At 59.2% G+C, this 16,622-nt stretch carries 18 protein-coding genes and 1 tRNA gene; 13 read left to right on the top strand and 6 right to left on the bottom strand.

All coding sequences use genetic code 11. The features are described from left to right. Positions 1–73 precede the first annotated feature (73 nt). Positions 74–1,492, bottom strand: a complete 1,419-nt coding sequence (locus GOW98_RS00575; RefSeq protein WP_170329019.1) for a protein adenylyltransferase SelO — start codon at positions 1,490–1,492, stop codon at positions 74–76. Positions 1,493–1,579: 87 nt separating this feature from the next. Between GOW98_RS00575 and GOW98_RS00580 the strand changes: the two genes are divergently transcribed. Further along, positions 1,580–1,999: a cupin domain-containing protein gene (locus GOW98_RS00580; RefSeq protein ID WP_170329021.1), complete on the top strand. Its 420-nt coding sequence runs from the start codon at positions 1,580–1,582 to the stop codon at positions 1,997–1,999. A gap of 3 nt (positions 2,000–2,002) precedes the next feature. After that, positions 2,003–2,893, top strand: coding sequence for a fatty acid desaturase (locus GOW98_RS00585; protein ID WP_170329023.1), 891 nt, complete (start codon positions 2,003–2,005; stop codon positions 2,891–2,893). Here the strand turns inward: GOW98_RS00585 and GOW98_RS00590 are convergent. Next, the gene (locus GOW98_RS00590) at positions 2,859–3,935 is read right to left on the bottom strand and encodes an anhydro-N-acetylmuramic acid kinase (protein WP_217359267.1); all 1,077 of its coding nucleotides are present in this window, start codon (positions 3,933–3,935) and stop codon (positions 2,859–2,861) included. The genes GOW98_RS00585 and GOW98_RS00590 overlap by 35 nt on opposite strands. A gap of 259 nt (positions 3,936–4,194) precedes the next feature. On the opposite strand from GOW98_RS00590, the gene GOW98_RS00595 reads away from it, so the two are divergent. Beyond that, on the top strand, positions 4,195–5,460 hold the full coding sequence (locus GOW98_RS00595; protein ID WP_170329027.1) for an MFS transporter: 1,266 nt from the start codon (positions 4,195–4,197) through the stop codon (positions 5,458–5,460). 91 nt (positions 5,461–5,551) lie between these two features. Continuing rightward, entirely contained in the window at positions 5,552–6,805 is a 1,254-nt protein-coding gene (gene tyrS, locus GOW98_RS00600) for a tyrosine--tRNA ligase (RefSeq protein ID WP_170329030.1), read from the top strand. 86 nt (positions 6,806–6,891) lie between these two features. Here the strand turns inward: tyrS and GOW98_RS00605 are convergent, their stop codons facing one another. Next, the gene (locus GOW98_RS00605; protein ID WP_170329032.1) at positions 6,892–7,362 is read right to left on the bottom strand and encodes a hypothetical protein; all 471 of its coding nucleotides are present in this window, start codon (positions 7,360–7,362) and stop codon (positions 6,892–6,894) included. Positions 7,363–7,832: 470 nt separating this feature from the next. Here GOW98_RS00605 and GOW98_RS00610 point away from each other — a divergent pair, with 470 nt between their 5' ends. Together GOW98_RS00610 and GOW98_RS00615 are read left to right on the top strand one after the other, a co-directional pair. Beyond that, positions 7,833–8,588 carry a 3-hydroxyacyl-CoA dehydrogenase gene (locus tag GOW98_RS00610; protein ID WP_170329034.1) on the top strand — a complete coding sequence of 252 codons (756 nt, stop codon included), beginning with the start codon at positions 7,833–7,835 and terminating at the stop codon, positions 8,586–8,588. Between the two features lie 9 nt (positions 8,589–8,597). Continuing rightward, positions 8,598–9,143, top strand: a complete 546-nt coding sequence (locus GOW98_RS00615; protein ID WP_170329037.1) for a sugar O-acetyltransferase — start codon at positions 8,598–8,600, stop codon at positions 9,141–9,143. Here the strand turns inward: GOW98_RS00615 and GOW98_RS00620 are convergent. The 3 genes from GOW98_RS00620 to GOW98_RS00630 all read right to left on the bottom strand — a co-directional run bounded on the left by GOW98_RS00620 (position 9,140) and on the right by GOW98_RS00630 (position 12,298). Further along, positions 9,140–10,948: an ABC-F family ATP-binding cassette domain-containing protein gene (locus tag GOW98_RS00620; protein WP_254437864.1), complete on the bottom strand. Its 1,809-nt coding sequence runs from the start codon at positions 10,946–10,948 to the stop codon at positions 9,140–9,142. The genes GOW98_RS00615 and GOW98_RS00620 overlap by 4 nt on opposite strands. Positions 10,949–10,989: 41 nt before the next feature. Further along, positions 10,990–11,724: a GNAT family N-acetyltransferase gene (locus GOW98_RS00625; RefSeq protein WP_170329039.1), complete on the bottom strand. Its 735-nt coding sequence runs from the start codon at positions 11,722–11,724 to the stop codon at positions 10,990–10,992. A 94-nt stretch (positions 11,725–11,818) separates the two neighbouring features. After that, entirely contained in the window at positions 11,819–12,298 is a 480-nt protein-coding gene (locus GOW98_RS00630; protein ID WP_170329041.1) for an outer membrane protein assembly factor BamE, read from the bottom strand. Between the two features lie 85 nt (positions 12,299–12,383). Between GOW98_RS00630 and GOW98_RS00635 the strand changes: the two genes are divergently transcribed. From GOW98_RS00635 to GOW98_RS00665, 7 genes are all read left to right on the top strand, one after another. Then, positions 12,384–12,920 carry a YceD family protein gene (locus GOW98_RS00635; protein WP_170329044.1) on the top strand — a complete coding sequence of 179 codons (537 nt, stop codon included), beginning with the start codon at positions 12,384–12,386 and terminating at the stop codon, positions 12,918–12,920. Positions 12,921–13,126: 206 nt separating this feature from the next. Further along, positions 13,127–13,333 carry a 50S ribosomal protein L32 gene (gene rpmF / locus GOW98_RS00640; protein ID WP_008756996.1) on the top strand — a complete coding sequence of 69 codons (207 nt, stop codon included), beginning with the start codon at positions 13,127–13,129 and terminating at the stop codon, positions 13,331–13,333. 23 nt (positions 13,334–13,356) lie between these two features. After that, a complete protein-coding gene (gene plsX, locus GOW98_RS00645; protein WP_170329046.1) occupies positions 13,357–14,445 on the top strand; it encodes a phosphate acyltransferase PlsX in 1,089 nt (362 codons plus the stop codon). Positions 14,446–14,466: 21 nt separating this feature from the next. Then, on the top strand, positions 14,467–15,438 hold the full coding sequence (locus GOW98_RS00650; protein WP_170329048.1) for a beta-ketoacyl-ACP synthase III: 972 nt from the start codon (positions 14,467–14,469) through the stop codon (positions 15,436–15,438). Between the two features lie 96 nt (positions 15,439–15,534). Beyond that, on the top strand, positions 15,535–15,837 hold the full coding sequence (gene ihfA, locus GOW98_RS00655) for an integration host factor subunit alpha (RefSeq protein WP_008755922.1): 303 nt from the start codon (positions 15,535–15,537) through the stop codon (positions 15,835–15,837). Between the two features lie 18 nt (positions 15,838–15,855). Then, positions 15,856–16,464: a MerR family transcriptional regulator gene (locus GOW98_RS00660; RefSeq protein WP_170329050.1), complete on the top strand. Its 609-nt coding sequence runs from the start codon at positions 15,856–15,858 to the stop codon at positions 16,462–16,464. Positions 16,465–16,526: 62 nt separating this feature from the next. Continuing rightward, a tRNA-Pro gene (locus GOW98_RS00665) sits at positions 16,527–16,603 on the top strand. Positions 16,604–16,622 lie beyond the last annotated feature (19 nt).

Below are 16,622 nucleotides of genomic sequence, written 5' to 3' on the forward strand. Positions count from 1 at the left end.
ACCTCCGATTTCTGGGAAGTATAACAATCAGGACCAAATAGGGCATCGGTTTCTCGGCTGCCTGAAACCCACCTTATGTTCCGCAGAAAGTCGCGTGGACCACCTCTTCATCAGTCGGGGGATTTCTCAGATCAGCCGCATCGGGTTGATCAACATATGGTCGCGCCAGAACCTTGTTCAGACGATGGAACGGGGCGTAATCCCCGTTAACCGCCGCCTGTATCATCTGCTCGACCCGGTGGTTGCGCGGGATAAAGGCAGGGCTAGCGGCATTCATCACCGCCTTTGGGCATTCTTCCCGGACCATTCGCGCCTGCCAGCCTTCGGCCCATGTGTCGTAGGCCTCCGGCGAAAGGAACTGATCGCGGGCATTATCGTCGCCCAGCGCCCGGAAGGTGTTGGTGAAATCAGAGCGGTTCTCGGCCATGCGGGTGAGAAGGTCGGTGATCAGGGCCTCGTCGCCGTCCTTTTCGATAGTCAGACCGATCTTGGCACGAAAGCGCGCCAGCCATTCCTGATGGATCAGACTGGGCATGGCGTGTACGATTTCGGTCGCTTCTTCGACCGCGGCTTCGGGGTCATCGACCTGCTGAATCAATGCCGTCGCCAATTGCGCCAAATTCCAGACCGCAATGTCGGGCTGGTTGGAATAGGCATAGCGTCCCATCCGATCGATCGAGCTGAATACCGTGTTCGGGTGATAGCTGTCCATGAAGGCGCACGGCCCATAGTCGATGGTTTCCCCGGCAATCGAGCAATTGTCAGTATTCATCACCCCGTGGATGAACCCAACGCTCATCCACTGTGCGATCAACCGCGCCTGCGTATCCCGCACCGCGCGCAGCAGGCCCATCGGCCCCTCGGCACTCGGATAGTGGCGAGCAAGGGCGTAGTCGGTCAGTTTACGCAGGTTGTCGGTCTGCCCGCGGCTGGCAAACACCTGAAATGTTCCCACACGCAGATGGCTTTGCGCCACGCGGGTCAACACCGCGCCGGGCATTGGTCCTTCGCGCAAAACTACCTCACCGGTCTCAACCGCTGCCAGCGCGCGGGTGGTTGGGATGCCCATCGCTTGCATCGCCTCGGACACCACGTATTCGCGCAGGACAGGTCCCAGCCAGGCCCGGCCGTCACCCCTGCGACTGAACGGCGTAGGGCCTGAGCCCTTCAATTGAATATCCCGACGAATGCCATCGGTGCCGACTGTTTCCCCCAGCAGAACCGCGCGCCCATCGCCGAGCTGCGGGTTATAGCTGCCGAACTGATGTCCTGAATACAGCTGCGCTATCGGCTCGGCCCCTTCGGGCAGAGTGTTACCGGCAAATGCCTCGGCCATCTCATGCACGTCACCGGGCGTGACACGCAGGATCTGCGCCAATTCCTCGTTGAACGCGACCAGATGCGGCGAGCGCACCGGTATTGGCGCTTGCCGCGCATAGAAGCTGTTGGGAAGCCGGGCGTAGCTGTTGTCAAACGGGATCGTCAGGGTCATGCCGCAAACATATTGCTGAAATACACGAATACCATAGCGGATCGCGCCCCGGCGTGCATAATCGCGCCGAACAGCACCGAGGCCCCCATGACCGCGCAAGAGATCATCGACCACTTGAACCTGACCCAACACCCCGAGGGTGGCTGGTTCCGCGAAACATGGCGGGCAGATAACGAAGGCCGCGCCACCGGCACCTGCATCTATTTCCTGCTGCAGGCGGGTGAACGCAGCCACTGGCACCGCGTTGATGCCACCGAGATTTGGCTGTACCACGCTGGTGCACCGCTGACCCTGTCGCTAAGCCCCACAGATGACGGCCCCGCGACCGACCACCTGCTGACCCCCGACCTGACAACGGGCGCACCGCAGATCATCGTGCCCGAAAAACACTGGCAATCGGCGCAGACGAACGGAGATTATACTCTGGTCAGTTGCACCGTCTCACCGGGGTTCGAGTTCGACGGTTTCGTACTGGCCGAGCCGGGGTTTGATATCGCACGAGAATGAAGAATGGATCACCGCGAATTGATAGCGTCTATCCCGCCAGATGCCAAAGACAGCCTGCAAAGGCGGTCGAACTATGCCGGACTCAGGCATCTTGCGCTTTATGGTGTTGTGCTGACAGGCACGTCGGTTTGCATCGCGACCAAGGCCCCATTTTGGCCCCTGCTCATCCTGCCTCAGGGCGTCCTGTTGGTTTTCCTGTTCACCCTCAGCCATGAGTGCACGCACAAGACGCCTTTTCGCACTGGCTGTTTGAACGAAGTGATCGGGCATTTGGTTTCCATCCCAATCGCCCTGCCCTTTACGTGGTTTCGGTATTTTCATCTGGCGCATCACAAGTGGACCAATCATCCTGAAAAAGACCCGGAACTTGCGGGAAAACCGCGACCAGAGAATAGGGTTGATCTGCTGGTCTACCTCAGTGGCTGGCCGTACTGGACCGGAATGGCAAAAGTTCTGGCGACAAACGCTGTGGGCAGGATCTTCGCGCCCTACCTGCCAGCCCGCCAACACCGCGCCATGCGCATTGAAGCGCGCCTATTGCTGGGGCTTTACGCCCTCGCTGGTATCAGCCTGCTGTATTCGTCGCTTATGTTCTGGCTTTGGGTTTTCCCTGTTCTGCTCGGTAAGCCATTCCTTCGCCTTTACCTTCTGGCCGAACACGGGCTTTGCCCGCCCGTTGCCAACATGCTCGAAAATTCCCGCACGACTTTCACAAACCGTATCATTCGCTTTCTAGCCTGGAATATGCCCTACCATGCCGAGCACCACGCCTACCCGAACGTGCCGTTCCATCAGTTACCGGCCTTGCATGAGTGGACCCAGTCACATCTGAAATCGACTTCGGAAGGCTATTCCGAGTTCACCGTAGATTACCTGAATTCCCTACAGCGCTAAGCACTCCACCCCCAACCAGCGCCTTGACCCCGGTCGTACCCGGGCATGAGGTTGGCAATCCTCTTGCGACCCGCACGGCCAGATAGGCGAAGGCCTGTGCCTCGAGCATGTCTCCGTCTAACCCCACGGCCTCGACCGGTTCGACCGGGCAATCGAGCGACACGCGCAGCATCTCCATCAGCACCGGGTTGTGGCGTCCACCCCCAGTCACCAACACGCGCGAGGGCGGTTTCGGGCAGTGCTCCATCCCCTGCACCACGCCTGCCGCGCACATACCGGTCAGAGTGGCAACGGCATCGGAATCTGAGAGTTCCTGCACCAGCCCGATCATCTCGGCAAAGTCGTTGCGGTCCAGCGATTTGGGCGGCATCCGAGTAAAGAACGGCTCGGCCAGAAACAGCTCCAGCGCGCCGGTTTCGACCGTCCCGCCCCGCGCGACAGCGCCGTCGCGGTCCATCGGCAATCCAAGCCGGGCCTGCATCAAGTCGTCCACAGGTGCATTTGCGGGGCCGGTGTCGAAGGCCAGCAGCGCGCCAGGGATTTCCGGCCCGTCAAAGCCGGGGTCCACATAGGTCAGGTTCCCGACCCCACCGAGGTTCAGGAAACACAGCGGCTCGGTCGCACCGATCCATTTGGCGCAAGCAAAATGGAAGAACGGCGCCAGCGGAGCACCCTCGCCTCCCATCGCCACGTCATCGGTGCGGAAATCCCAGACGACCGGCACGCCCAGCGCCTGCGCCAGCCCCTTGCCGTCGCCCACTTGCAACGTGCCGCGCCCGCTGGGTTCATGCGCAAGAGTCTGGCCGTGAAACCCGATCAGGTCGACCTCTTCGAACTCGGACAGCGCCTCGGCATGGGCAAAGGTCACCAGCTCGGCCGCCTTGTCCACAGTCGGTCCGTGCCATTGGCCAAGGGCGGCACGCAGATCGGCGCGCTCAGCGTCGGAATAGGCGCGATAGCCGCTGGGGCCAAAGCTGATGATCCGGTGACCGTCTGTTTCGACCACTGCCGTATCCACCCCGTCCAACGACGTGCCAGACATCGCACCCAGGGCTCTGATCGGCCCGCTATTCCTGATGGCCCGGTTCACGCTCACCTCTTGTGTTTATTGGCGTCGGCTGTGCGACGCGGCGCGCTAAACCTGCACGTTTTGCGCGTTCAAAAGCAAGACAGAACGCACCTTCCGCGTGTATTTTTGTCGCCATGTGCGCGCCTGCAACCACAACCAATCCGTCGAGAGAGTTGCGCGAAAGCCCGGGCTGAGTAACCATTGTCGACATCTGCATGCCAAACGGACAGCCATGACGGACACTGAGACACCCAAACAACCCGCCGAGGGGCGCAATTACCAGCTGATCTTCTGGTCCGGGTCGCTGGCGACAATTGGCGGGCAATTGGTGAACCCCAATCTGGTGCTGCCGTTCCTGTATCTGGCCTTGGGGGCGCCAACGTTTTTCGCCGGACTGCTGCTGCCCTTCGTGACCGGGTCGCGGCTGATCGCCGAGATATTCATGTCTCCGTTTATCAACCGGGTGACCCGCGCCAAGCTTGCGGTTTACGTCCCCAACATCCTGACCGCAGCGATTCTGGCCATTGTTGCATTGTTTGCAACCGATCTGCCTAATGTGATGATCGTGCTGCTGTTTCTGACGACCGCTTTGATCATGGGGCTGTGTCAGGGTATCACCAGCCTGGGCACCAGTCAGATCTACGGTATTTCTGTCCCCAATGAAAAACGCAACCGGATGGTGTTTGCGCAGGCCACGATCTCGGGCATTCTGGCCATCCTTGTTGTCTGGATTACCCGCGACCTGTTGGCCTCGGAAGAACCCATGCAGCGCCACATCGTTGTGCTGTGGTGCGGGGTCATTGCCATGTTCGCCGCTGGCGTCAGCTTTGCTGGCGTTCGCCTGCTGGAAGAGGAACAGGCCCGCGCGCCCGAAAAGACACAGAAGCCCAAACCGCTGGCCGAATTGGTGACCGGGTTCAAAACCGGCATGGCCTATGAGTGGTATCGCAAGTTCCTGACGGCGCGGCTGATCTTTGTCTCGGTGGAACTGGCGATGCCATTCTACACGATCCATGCGGCAACGTTTCATGTCGGAACCAAACACTCTCTGAGCTACTTCGTTATGGCCGCCAGTCTTGGGATGGTGCTCGGCTCTATCATTTGGGGCTGGCTCAGTGGTCGCATCTCGGTCAAGCCAGTGATGTGGTTGGGATGCCTGATCTCGGCCGTTTCGGCTATTATGGCTCTGGTCTTCACCTTCATGGGTTATGCGCAGAATGTCTGGATCTATGCACTGGTCATTCTGCTGCTGTCGTTGGGCGGGAATGGCGTGATCTACGGGCGCTACCTCTACATCATCGAAATGACCTCGGAAAAAGAGCGGCCCTATCTGGTCGCCCTCGGCGATGTGAGCGCCGGGTTGATCGGGATGGTCTTTGCCGCGATCCTCGGTGCGGTGGCGCATCTGCACGACCCAGTGACGCCGATATTGGCGCTGGCGGTGCTGAACGTGATCGCGATGGTCTATGCCTTCCGCCTGCCCCCTACCAAAAGCTGACGTCAGCGCGCTTTTCCGTGAAAAGGTGCCTTTTCCTTGCCTAAAGCGCCGCCTATACAGTGCCCCGCAACTTCAACCCAAAGGGCACGCTATGACCTACCATCCCAAATCGGATTTCATCGCCACGATGATCGAGCGCGGCTTTCTCGCCGACTGCACCGATTATCAGGGCCTTGACGAAGCGCTGATGAGTGGATGCAAGTCGGCCTATATCGGCTTTGATGCAACGGCCAAGTCGTTGCATGTGGGCAGCCTGATCCAGATCATGATGCTGCGCTGGTTCCAGAAAACCGGCCACCAGCCGATCACCCTGATGGGCGGCGGCACCACAAAGGTGGGCGATCCGTCCTTCCGCGCCGATGAACGCCCCCTTCTGGGCCCCGAACAGATCGACGAGAACATCGCTGGCATCAAAAAGGTGTTCTCAGCCTTTATAGACTTTGACAGCGACGCCGAAAACAAAGCGTTGATGCTGAACAATGCCGAGTGGCTGGACGGCCTGAACTACCTTGATTTCCTGCGCGATATCGGGCGGCATTTCTCGGTCAACCGGATGCTTTCATTTGAGTCGGTGAAATCACGGCTTGATCGCGAGCAGTCGCTGAGCTTTCTCGAGTTCAACTACATGATCCTGCAGGCCTATGACTTCCTTGAGCTGAACCGCCGTTACGGCTGCGTTCTGCAGATGGGCGGTTCGGACCAGTGGGGCAACATCGTCAACGGTATCGACCTGACCCGCCGCGTGCTGGATCACGAGATTTACGGCCTGACCTCGCCGCTGCTGACCACCAGCGACGGCAAGAAGATGGGTAAATCTCAGGACGGAGCGGTCTGGCTGAACGCCGACATGCGCTCGCCCTATGAGTTCTGGCAGTTCTGGCGCAACACCACCGACGCCGATGTCGGGCGGTTCCTGAAGCTCTACACCGAAATGCCGGTGGATGAATGCGACCGTTTGGGTGCCCTGCAAGGGTCCGAGATCAACGAGGCCAAGATCCGTCTAGCCAACGAAGTGACTACTCTCGCCCACGGTGCCGCTGCTGCCGCAACCGCCGAAGCCACCGCGCGCGAAGTCTTCGAAAAAGGCGGCGTAGGGGGCGATTTGCCCACCCTGACGCTCAGCCCGGAGGAGTTGGGCGACGGTATGTCCATCGTGCAGGTGATCGTTAAATCGGGGCTGGCGAAGTCCGGGAAAGAGGCCAAGCGCCTGATCGCCGAAAACGGCGCCAAACTGGACGACGCGCCGTTGACCGATGCCGGGCTGATGATCGATGCGGGCGCGTTGTCCTCACCGATCAAGCTGAGCGCGGGCAAAAAACGCCATGCGTTGGTGCAATTGGGCTGATCAGAGCCTAAGACAACATTGAAAACGGCCACCCAGTTGGGTGGCCGTTTTGTTTTGCACTCACCTCAGGGCGCACATCTGTGCGGTTACTTTTTACCGCCACCTTTACCTTTGCCGCCACCTTTACCGTCGCCGCCTTTACCGTCGCCACCCTTGCCGCCACCTTTACCGTCGCCGCCCTTGCCGCCACCTTTACCGTCGCCGCCCTTGCCGCCACCTTTACCGTCGCCGCCCTTGCCGCCACCTTTACCGTCGCCGCCTTTGCCGCCACCTTTACCGTCGCCGCCTTTGCCGCCACCTTTACCGTCGCCGCCCTTGCCGTCGCCCGGACTACCGCCATCGTCGCCGCCGTTGCCGCCACCGCTATTATTCTTACCGCCAGTGTTGCCGCTGTTCCCATCGCCAGTGTTGCCGCCGTTGCCCGGGTTGCCACCCCCCGTGCTTGAACCCGAGTCGTTCCCATTGTCCGAGTCAAACTGCGCAAACTGATCACTGCTGCGGTTTTCGCCAGGATTGCCAGGCACGCCGGTTGAGCCTGTCGGCAAGTCAGTCAACAAAGCAGCTAAACCAGGACACTGCGCCCCGGTCACATTCAAAGTTGTTTCGAAATCCGCCCGTCGTTGCAAACGATCCAAGAAACTCGGCGTAACCTGTGCGCAATCGCACAACGCTGCATAGTCCCCTGCATTTGCATAGTCTCTGGCAGTTTGCCAATTGCAGGTTTCAGGCGCTGCAGCCGCTCCACTAACCGTCAAAAGTCCGACAAACGGTGCAGAGACCAAAACACCAACTACTTTTTTCTTACTTTTTACCATATTTGGCACCTCCTGAACTCTTAACACACGATCGTAACTGTTTGTTCATTCACGAGATGGCGACTGCCCGTGAAGAGTTGTTAAACGCTGCCTGAAGAAACCTTCAGAAAACGCAGCGCTCTTGGGGAAACGTGCCTTGGTCGCAAATCTGTAGACATCTCTCTGCTGATAAGGTTATTGAACATATGTTCATAAAACCGGAGGAGACCGTCATGCATCTGTCCACCACAGCCGCGATCATCACGGGCGGCGCGTCGGGCTTGGGTGAGGCCACCGCCCGCCATTTCGCGGATCAGGGCGCGCAGGTCACCATTCTGGACCGAGACGCTGAGCGCGGAACTCAGGTTGCAGCGGAAATCGGCGGGCATTTCGCCAAAACGGACGTAACCGATGAGGCATCTGTCGCGACTGCGATCACGCATGCAATGGACAAGATGGGCCGGATCACAGCCGCCGTAAACTGTGCAGGCATTGCCTATGGCATCAAGACGGTCGGCAAAGATGGCCCGCACCCTCTGGACGCTTTCCAACGTACTATCGACATAAACCTTGTCGGCACATTCAATGTCTCGCGCCTTGCTGCGGCCGAGATGGCAAAGAACGAACCAGAAGCAGACGGTGGGCGGGGCGTTATCATCAATACCGCCTCGATCGCGGCATTTGACGGGCAAAAGGGACAGGCGGCCTATGCGGCCTCGAAAGGCGGCGTGGTGGGCATGACCCTGCCGATGGCGCGCGATCTGGCCTCGACCGGTGTCCGGGTGATGACCATCGCGCCTGGCATTTTCATGACGCCCATGCTGGCTGGCCTGCCCGAAGAGGTGCAACAGCAACTGGCCGCCGACGTCCCCAACCCGGCCCGTTTGGGCGACCCGGGTGAATACGGGCGGCTGGCTGGGTTCATCGTCGAGATGGGTTACCTGAACGGAGAGGTCATCCGCATCGACGGCGCCCTGCGGATGCGGTAAGTCTGGCCCATGACCGAGAGGGAGAAGATGCAGGCCGGGCAGTGGTATTGCTGTCTGGACCCGGAACTGGAAGCCCTGCGCGCGCAGGCCCGGCGCGCGGTTCACGCGCATAACACCTGCCTGCCCGATAACCGCGGTGCGATGGCACCGGAATTGCGGGACCTGTTTGCCGATGCCGGGACCGATTGTTTTCTCGAAGCCCCGTTCCATTGCGCTTACGGCATGAACATCCACCTCGGCGCACGGGTCTATTTCAACGCCGGTTGCGTGGTTCTGGACACGGCACCTGTGCGGATCGGAGACGACACGATGTTCGGACCGCACGTGCAGATCTATTGCGCCCAGCACGCCAAAGACCCGGCTGAGCGGGCCCAGGGTCTGGAAATCGGTCTACCCGTTACTATTGGCCGAAATGTCTGGGTCGGCGGCGGTGCTATCCTGATGCCTGGCATCACCATCGGTGACAACGCCACCATCGGCGCGGGCAGCGTCGTGACAAAAGACATCGCAGCCGAAGAAACTGTGGTGGGCAACCCTGCCCGTCCGCGACCCTAAGCGCCCTCGGATTTTTCTTCCAACATCAGCCACTCTTCCTCAGAAGCGGCCAGCTTTTCCTGCCGCTCAACCAGTGCCTCGGTCGCTTTCTGGAACTTGACCGGCTCGCGGGTAAAGAGTTCGGGATCGGACATGAGTTCTTCCAGCTTGCCGATCTCGGCCTCTAGACGTTCGATCTCGGCTGGCAGTTTCTCAAGCCGGTGCTTTTCCGAGAAGGACAGACCGGATTTCTGCTGAGCCTCTTGCTTTATCTTTGGCTTGGAAGATTTTGTTTTTTCGTCTTTCTTCGGCAGAAGATCACCGCGCTGCGCTATGTAGTCCGACCACCCTCCGGCATAAACGGTGGCACGGCCATTGCCCTCCATCGCTATGGTCGTGGTGGCAACCCGGTCCAGAAAATCACGGTCGTGGCTGACTAGCAGGACGGTGCCGTCATAGTCGTCCAGCAATTCCTGCAGCAGGTCCAGCGTTTCCACATCCAGATCATTGGTCGGCTCGTCCAACACCAAGAGGTTCGAGGATTTGGCCATCAGCTTGGCCAGCAGCAACCGCGCTTTTTCACCGCCGGACAAGGACTTAACAGCCGCTCTTGCTTGCCGCTCGTCAAACAGAAATTCCTTGAGGTAGCCGACCACATGCTTGGGCTGACCGCCAACCATCACCTGATCGGCCTTGCCCGACACCCGCATCTCGGGGTCGCCGGTTAGACTGTCCCAAAGACTCATCTCTGGGTCTAATTGAGCGCGGGTCTGGTCAAACACCGCAACCTCAAGATTGGTGCCCAGTGTGACCGAGCCCTCATCCGGTTGTTCCTGCCCCAGCAGCATCTTCAACAGCGTCGTTTTGCCCACACCGTTGGGGCCCACAAAGGCCACGCGGTCGCCGCGTTGCACCAACAGGTCAAAGTTCCGAACGATCTGTTGCCCGCCAAAAGACTTGGCCAAACCCTTGGCTTCGATCACCTTTCGCCCGGATTTCGGTCCGGCCTCCAGCGTCATCGCCGCTGAACCCTGCCGCTTAATCTGCGCTGCCTTCTCGGCCCGCAACGCCTGCAATGCGCGAACCCGGCCCTGATTGCGTTTGCGGCGGGCGCTGATGCCTTCGACGGCCCATTTGGCCTCGGACTTGATCAGGCGGTTCAGCTTGTGGCGCTGCTGATCCTCTTCGTCCCAGACCTTATCGCGCCAAGCCTCAAAGGAATCGAACCCCTGCTCTTGCCGCCGCACCGCGCCGCGGTCTATCCACAAAGTCGCACGTGTCAACGCGCGCAGAAAGGCCCGGTCGTGCGAAATCAGCACGAAGGCCGCCCGAGTCGAACCCAGCTCGCGCTCCAACCACGCGATAGCCTCGATATCGAGATGGTTGGTCGGCTCGTCCAGCAGCATCAAGTCCGGCGCCTCGGCCATCAGCTTGGCCAACGCCGCCCGCCGCCGTTCCCCGCCCGAAGCAGTTTCAACTGCACGCGAGGGATCGAACTTCAGCCCCTCACCGGCGCGCTCGACCTTGTACAGCTCACCTGGTTCCAACCCGCTAGAGGCATAATCACCCAGCGTGGCATACCCCTCCATGCCGGGGTCTTGTTCCATGTAGCCGACGGATTTGCCCGGAGGTATCACGATGTCGCCGTGATCCGGTTCAACCAGACCGGCCATCACTTTCATCAGCGTCGATTTACCGGACCCGTTCCGCCCGACCAGCGCCACGCGGTCACCCGGTTGAACCACCAGATCAAGCTCGGAAAACACCGGATCGCCCCCGAAGGTCAGGGAAATGCCGGACATCTGCAACAAAGGAATTCTCGCCATGCCCGCCAGCTAAACCGGCAAGTCCCAGTCGTCAACGGCGATTACCCTGCCACAGCCCGAAGCAGACGCTTGCGCGCCGGGGGAATCGCGCCGATTTCAAGCCCGGTGAAGACATGCAGCGTATTCATGTGGCGGTCCACCACCGCATGATCGCTGACCCAACCGCCCATCATCAGATAGGTGCGCAGCAAAGGCGGCATCCTTAGCATCGCCTTTTTCGCATCCGGCTTAAGACGTAAACGCGCGGCAAACTGGAACACGTTCGGAGCCTTCACCCGTGGCAGCCAACGTTTCGGAGCCAGATGCCGGTGTTTCAACATGGCAAACGCGTCCAGGTACTCCTCGGTCTCGGTTCCGGCAAAAGAGGAACAGCCAAACAGCATCTCAACCTCGTTCTGATCGACATAAGCCGTCATCGCCCCCCATGCGACGCGCAGGATGTCAGGGTCGGTCCAATCGGGATGAATGCAAAACCGCCCCATCTCGACCATCCGCCCCTCGAACCCTTCCAGAGCAGAAAGGTCGTAGAATTGCGCCGAATAACTGCGAGTGACCTCGAAGCCATTCTCCATGGTCAGCATACGAAAACAGCAGACCAATTGCCCGCCTTCCCGTGTGTCTTCCACCAGAATATGCGCGCAGACCGGGTCAAAATCGTCCTGATCGATCTGGTCCGTGCCAAAAGCCAATGTCCGCAACTGCTGTGCAGACGCCACATCCTGCGACGATTGCGCCAGACGGGCGCGATAACGGCCTTTGCCAAGCAATAGTGTCATGGTTGCATCCTCCGCGGTTGCCAACCCGTTACGTCTTGCTGCGTCAGTACCACAGTATGTGTGACTGTCGTGTGAACAGATCAAGATGTGGCTGTTATTGCTGAGATGCTCCTGGGATGTTGGCAGGGTTGAAGTTGCCGATGTTACCCAACAACTGACGTATCAGGCCCTGCCCCTGAATGGTGGATTCGGTAATGCGGCGATCCAGCGGAACGACGATGCCGTCCTCAAGCCCGAACCGTTCGATGTTGCGAACGACCCCACGATCATCAAAGCTGATCGCCAGCAGTTCGCGCGAAACCACTTCGGGTTTTTTCGGACCATAATGACGGATGCGCGACCGTACGTAATAAAATCCGGAATCGCGCACCACCCCGGAGGAGCTGGGTGCGCCAACGGATTCCAAAACAGTGTCTCGGGTGTCGACGCCCACCTTGATCTCAGCAAGATCCTCAGGGGGCGGCATATAGCCGTGATTCTTGTAGATGGGTGTACAAGCCGTGACCACAGCCAGACAGGCCGCAAAGGCAAGCGCTTTGGACGCCGGATTCAACCTGTTCACAACCTTCAACATTTACACCCTCTTGCCTTGACCCTATGCGGGCCCTATCCGCTTACATCAAACCGCCGCCCCGGTTCAACACAGGAAAGGGTCACGAATGAGCAACCAGACATCTCTGCGGGTGGCCGACCTGCCCCAGAACGCAGCCACCCCCTTTGACTTGCGCCCGGACAGCAAGGCTTTGGAGGCAATCCGGGACGATCTGGGCCTGCTTGGCCTACGCAAGCTCAGCTTTGTGGGTGACGTAAGGGCACAGGGCAAACGAGACTGGGCGCTGAGCGGAAAATTGGGCGCCACGGTGATTCAGCCCTGCGTCGTGACCCTGGAACCGGTGACCACCCGCATCGACATTCCCGTCACACGGATTTTTGTTGCAGAATGGGTCGATCCTGAAGAGCCCGAGTTCGAAATCCCCGAAGGGGACGAGACCGAACAGCTGGGCGCCGAGATCGACCCGGCGCTTGTTATGGTCGAGGCCCTTTCGCTAGCCCTGCCCCAATACCCGCGCAAAGAAGGCGCTGAGCTGGGTCAGGCCGACTTTACCGAGCCGGGAAAACAGGCGATGACCGATGAAGACGTCAAGCCGTTTGCCGGGTTGGCAGGTTTGCGCGATGCGTTGAAAAAAGACGAGTGACATAGGTCTGTTTTCCTGTCATAGCAGGCGCTCAGAAAAATCGCTTGAACATGTCGAGAATCGCAGTATTTTCGCGCGCTCATCGGAATTTGGGTTGGACAACGTAGGGCTCGTACCCTAAACGCGCGTCAAACCACGAGAAAAACGAAGAATGAAACCCGGTCGGCGGCGAATCTGCTGACCCTCAGTAGACAAAGGTTGAGACCATGGCCGTCCAACAGAACAAAGTTTCCAAGTCGCGTCGCAACAACCGCCGCGCACACGACGCTCTGGTTGCTGCAAACCCGAACGAATGCCCGAACTGTGGCGAGCTGAAGCGCCCGCACCACGTCTGCGCATCCTGCGGTCACTACGATGATCGTGAAGTCGTCGCACAAGCCGACGAAATCGATCTGGACGAAGACGCGGCCTAAGCCTTTAAAAGCGCAGGCAAGGCATGACTGAACAGCCCTCGCACGCCGGACGGATTACCATCTCGGTTGACGCTATGGGCGGGGACTCGGGGCCCGCAACCGTGGTTGCGGGCATTGCCAAATCGGCAGACAAGAACCCCGATATCGCGTTCGTCCTGCACGGGCCTGAACAGGTTCTGCGCAAACTTGTCGCCAAACGGCGTGTCCTGCAAGGGCGCGTCGTTTTTCGTGATTGCCCTGATGTGGTCACGATGGAGGACAAGCCCAGCCAGGTTGTTCGCAACGGCAAGCAGACCTCGATGTGGTCAACGCTGGATTCGGTGCGCGCAGGCGAAGCACATGGTGCTGTGTCTTGCGGCAATACCGGCGCGCTGATGGCGCTGTCGATGATGCGGCTGCGCAAATTGCCGGGCGTCAACCGTCCTGCGATTGCGATTCTGTGGCCGTCGCGCAACCCGCAGGGGTTCAACGTGATGTTGGATGTGGGTGCCGACGTGCGCGCCGACGCCAAGGATTTGCTGCAATATGCGCTGATGGGCGCGTCTTATGCCCGCAACGGCATGGCGCTGGAACGTCCACGCATCGGTCTGCTGAATGTCGGCACCGAAGAACACAAGGGCCGCTCTGAGCTGAAAGAAGCGCACGCGATGATCGCGGATTTCGCAGAGCAGGCGAATTTCGATTTTGTCGGCTTCGTTGAAGGCAGCGACATTCCCGGTGATAAAGCAGATGTGGTTGTCACAGATGGGTTTACCGGCAACGTCGCGATAAAGACGGGTGAAGGCACGGCCAGCCTGATTGGCGACCTGCTGCGCCAAGCTTTCAAATACTCTCCGTTGTCCCGGTTGGCCTCTGTGTTGGCGATTACTTCGCTAAATCGTCTGAAAAAACGTATCGACCCGCGCCGTGTGAATGGCGGAGTTTTCCTTGGCCTCAACGGAACCGTGGTCAAGTCGCACGGTGGCGCGGATGCCACCGGAGTCTCAGCGGCAGTCAAACTGGCCTTTACTCTGGCCCAGTCTGGCTTTGCCGAAAAATTGGCGGCACGGGTTGCATCGACAGCCGAGCTTGCACAAGATGCCGCCCACACGCCGCCAAAGGCCGGCGAATAACAAAAAAGGCAGTACCCAAGCATGGCAGGCCGTTCAGTTGTCGTAGGTGTCGGACACTATTTGCCAGAGCGCGTTGTTCCGAACTCCGAATTTGAAAAGACGCTCGATACAACGGATGAGTGGATCAGAACCCGCTCGGGTATCGAACGCCGCCATTTTGCTGCCGATGATGAATCCACCTCGGATCTGGCTACCAAAGCGGCCGAGGCCGCGCTGGCCGATGCAGGCCTGGCAGCGGACGATATCGATGCAATCATCGTGGCGACCTCGACTGCCGACCTGACCTTTCCGTCTGCCGCAACCATGGTTCAGGCCCGGTTGGGCATGACCAAGGGCTTTGCGTTTGACGTTCAAGCCGTTTGTGCCGGATTCGTCTTTGCACTCAGCAACGCCAACGCCCTGATCCTGTCGGGTCAGGCAAAACGTGTGCTGGTGATCGGGGCCGAGACCTTCTCGCGAATCATGGACTGGACCGACCGATCGACCTGTGTGCTATTCGGCGATGGCGCCGGTGCTCTGGTTCTTGAACTGCAAGAGGGTGCAGGCACGTCCGATGACCGCGGCATTCTGGCGACCGATCTGAATTCGGACGGTCGGTACAAGGACCTGCTTTATGTGGATGGCGGCGTATCGACCCAATCGACCGGCCATTTGCGGATGCAAGGTAATCAGGTTTTCCGCCATGCCGTTGAAAAATTGACGAAAACTGCGGAAACCGCGCTAGGGACTGCCGGCCTCGGCAGCGCGGAAGTGGACTGGATCGTGCCGCATCAGGCCAATATTCGCATCATTCAGGGCACCGCCAAAAAAATGGGTCTGCCGATGGATAAAGTGGTCGTCACGGTACAGGACCACGGCAACACATCGGCTGCATCGATTCCCCTCGCGCTGTCAGTCGGCAAGCAGCGCGGCCAAATTAAGTCAGGTGATCTGATTGTAACTGAGGCCATCGGAGGCGGTCTGGCTTGGGGAGCCGTCGTCTTACGCTGGTAACCGGCGCAAATCGGCTTACACACACGCCCGCAATTCATTGATATTGACAGCGAATTTCCCCACGCCGTATTCTTTGGTATCAACAGGGGAAAAGGTATGGGCGATAAAACACTGACCCGAATGGATCTGAGCGAAGCCGTCTTTCGCGAGGTTGGCTTGTCACGCAACGAAAGTGCGCAGCTGGTAGAAAGCGTTCTGAACCACATGTCCGACGCGTTGGTGCGTGGCGAGCAGGTCAAGATTTCGTCTTTTGGCACCTTCAGCGTTCGGGACAAGACCGCGCGTATCGGCCGCAACCCCAAAACCGGCGAAGAGGTTCCGATTCAACCCCGTCGCGTACTGACTTTTCGCCCGTCGCACCTGATGAAGGATCGCGTCGCCGCAGGGAACCGCAAGTAAGATCAGGACGGCACGGTCATGAGCAAGTCCCCCGACGCGTTTCGCACAATCAGTGAAGTTGCGGATTGGCTGGGCGTTCAGGCTCATGTCCTGCGATTCTGGGAAAGCCGTTTCAGTCAGGTCAAACCAGTGAAACGCGCCGGGGGTCGACGCTACTACCGACCCAACGACATGCGCCTTCTGGGCGGTATCAAAAAACTGCTGCATGAGGACGGTATCACCATCAAGGGTGTTCAACGCATCCTGCGCGAACAGGGCGTGGCTCATGTCGCGGCGCTGTCGCAGGGGCTGGACGAGGTGGCAGAGCCGGAAACTTCGAAGAACGACAGCGTGGTCGTCCCCTTCACCGCGAAGCCTGACCCGGCCAGCGAACAGATCACTCTGGACTTGGGCGAATCCGTCCCCGAGCCAACGGCAGAAGCGTCGCTGGCCAAACCCGAAACACCGGAACAGATCGCACCAAAGGCCGAGCCGGAGTATCTGGATGAAGCGCCCCTGCTGGGTGGAATCGCGACGCAGGCATGGAATCGAACCGAATTTGACGACCAGTTGCTGAAACAGATCGCACCGGTGGCAAAGGACCTGCGCGCCGTTCTAAACCGCATTGAAAACCGATCGGCGGGATAAGAAAAAAAGGCGATGATTTCCTCTTGCCCCTGCCGGGAAAGTCTTTATGAACACCTCAACGTCGGGCTATGGCGCAGCCTGGTAGCGCGTCCGTCTGGGGGACGGAAGGTCGCAGGTTCGAGTCCTGCTAGCCCGACCAAATCACACCGACGTTTATG

The organism is Ruegeria arenilitoris (assembly GCF_013032445.1).
Lineage (GTDB): Bacteria > Pseudomonadota > Alphaproteobacteria > Rhodobacterales > Rhodobacteraceae > Ruegeria > Ruegeria arenilitoris_F.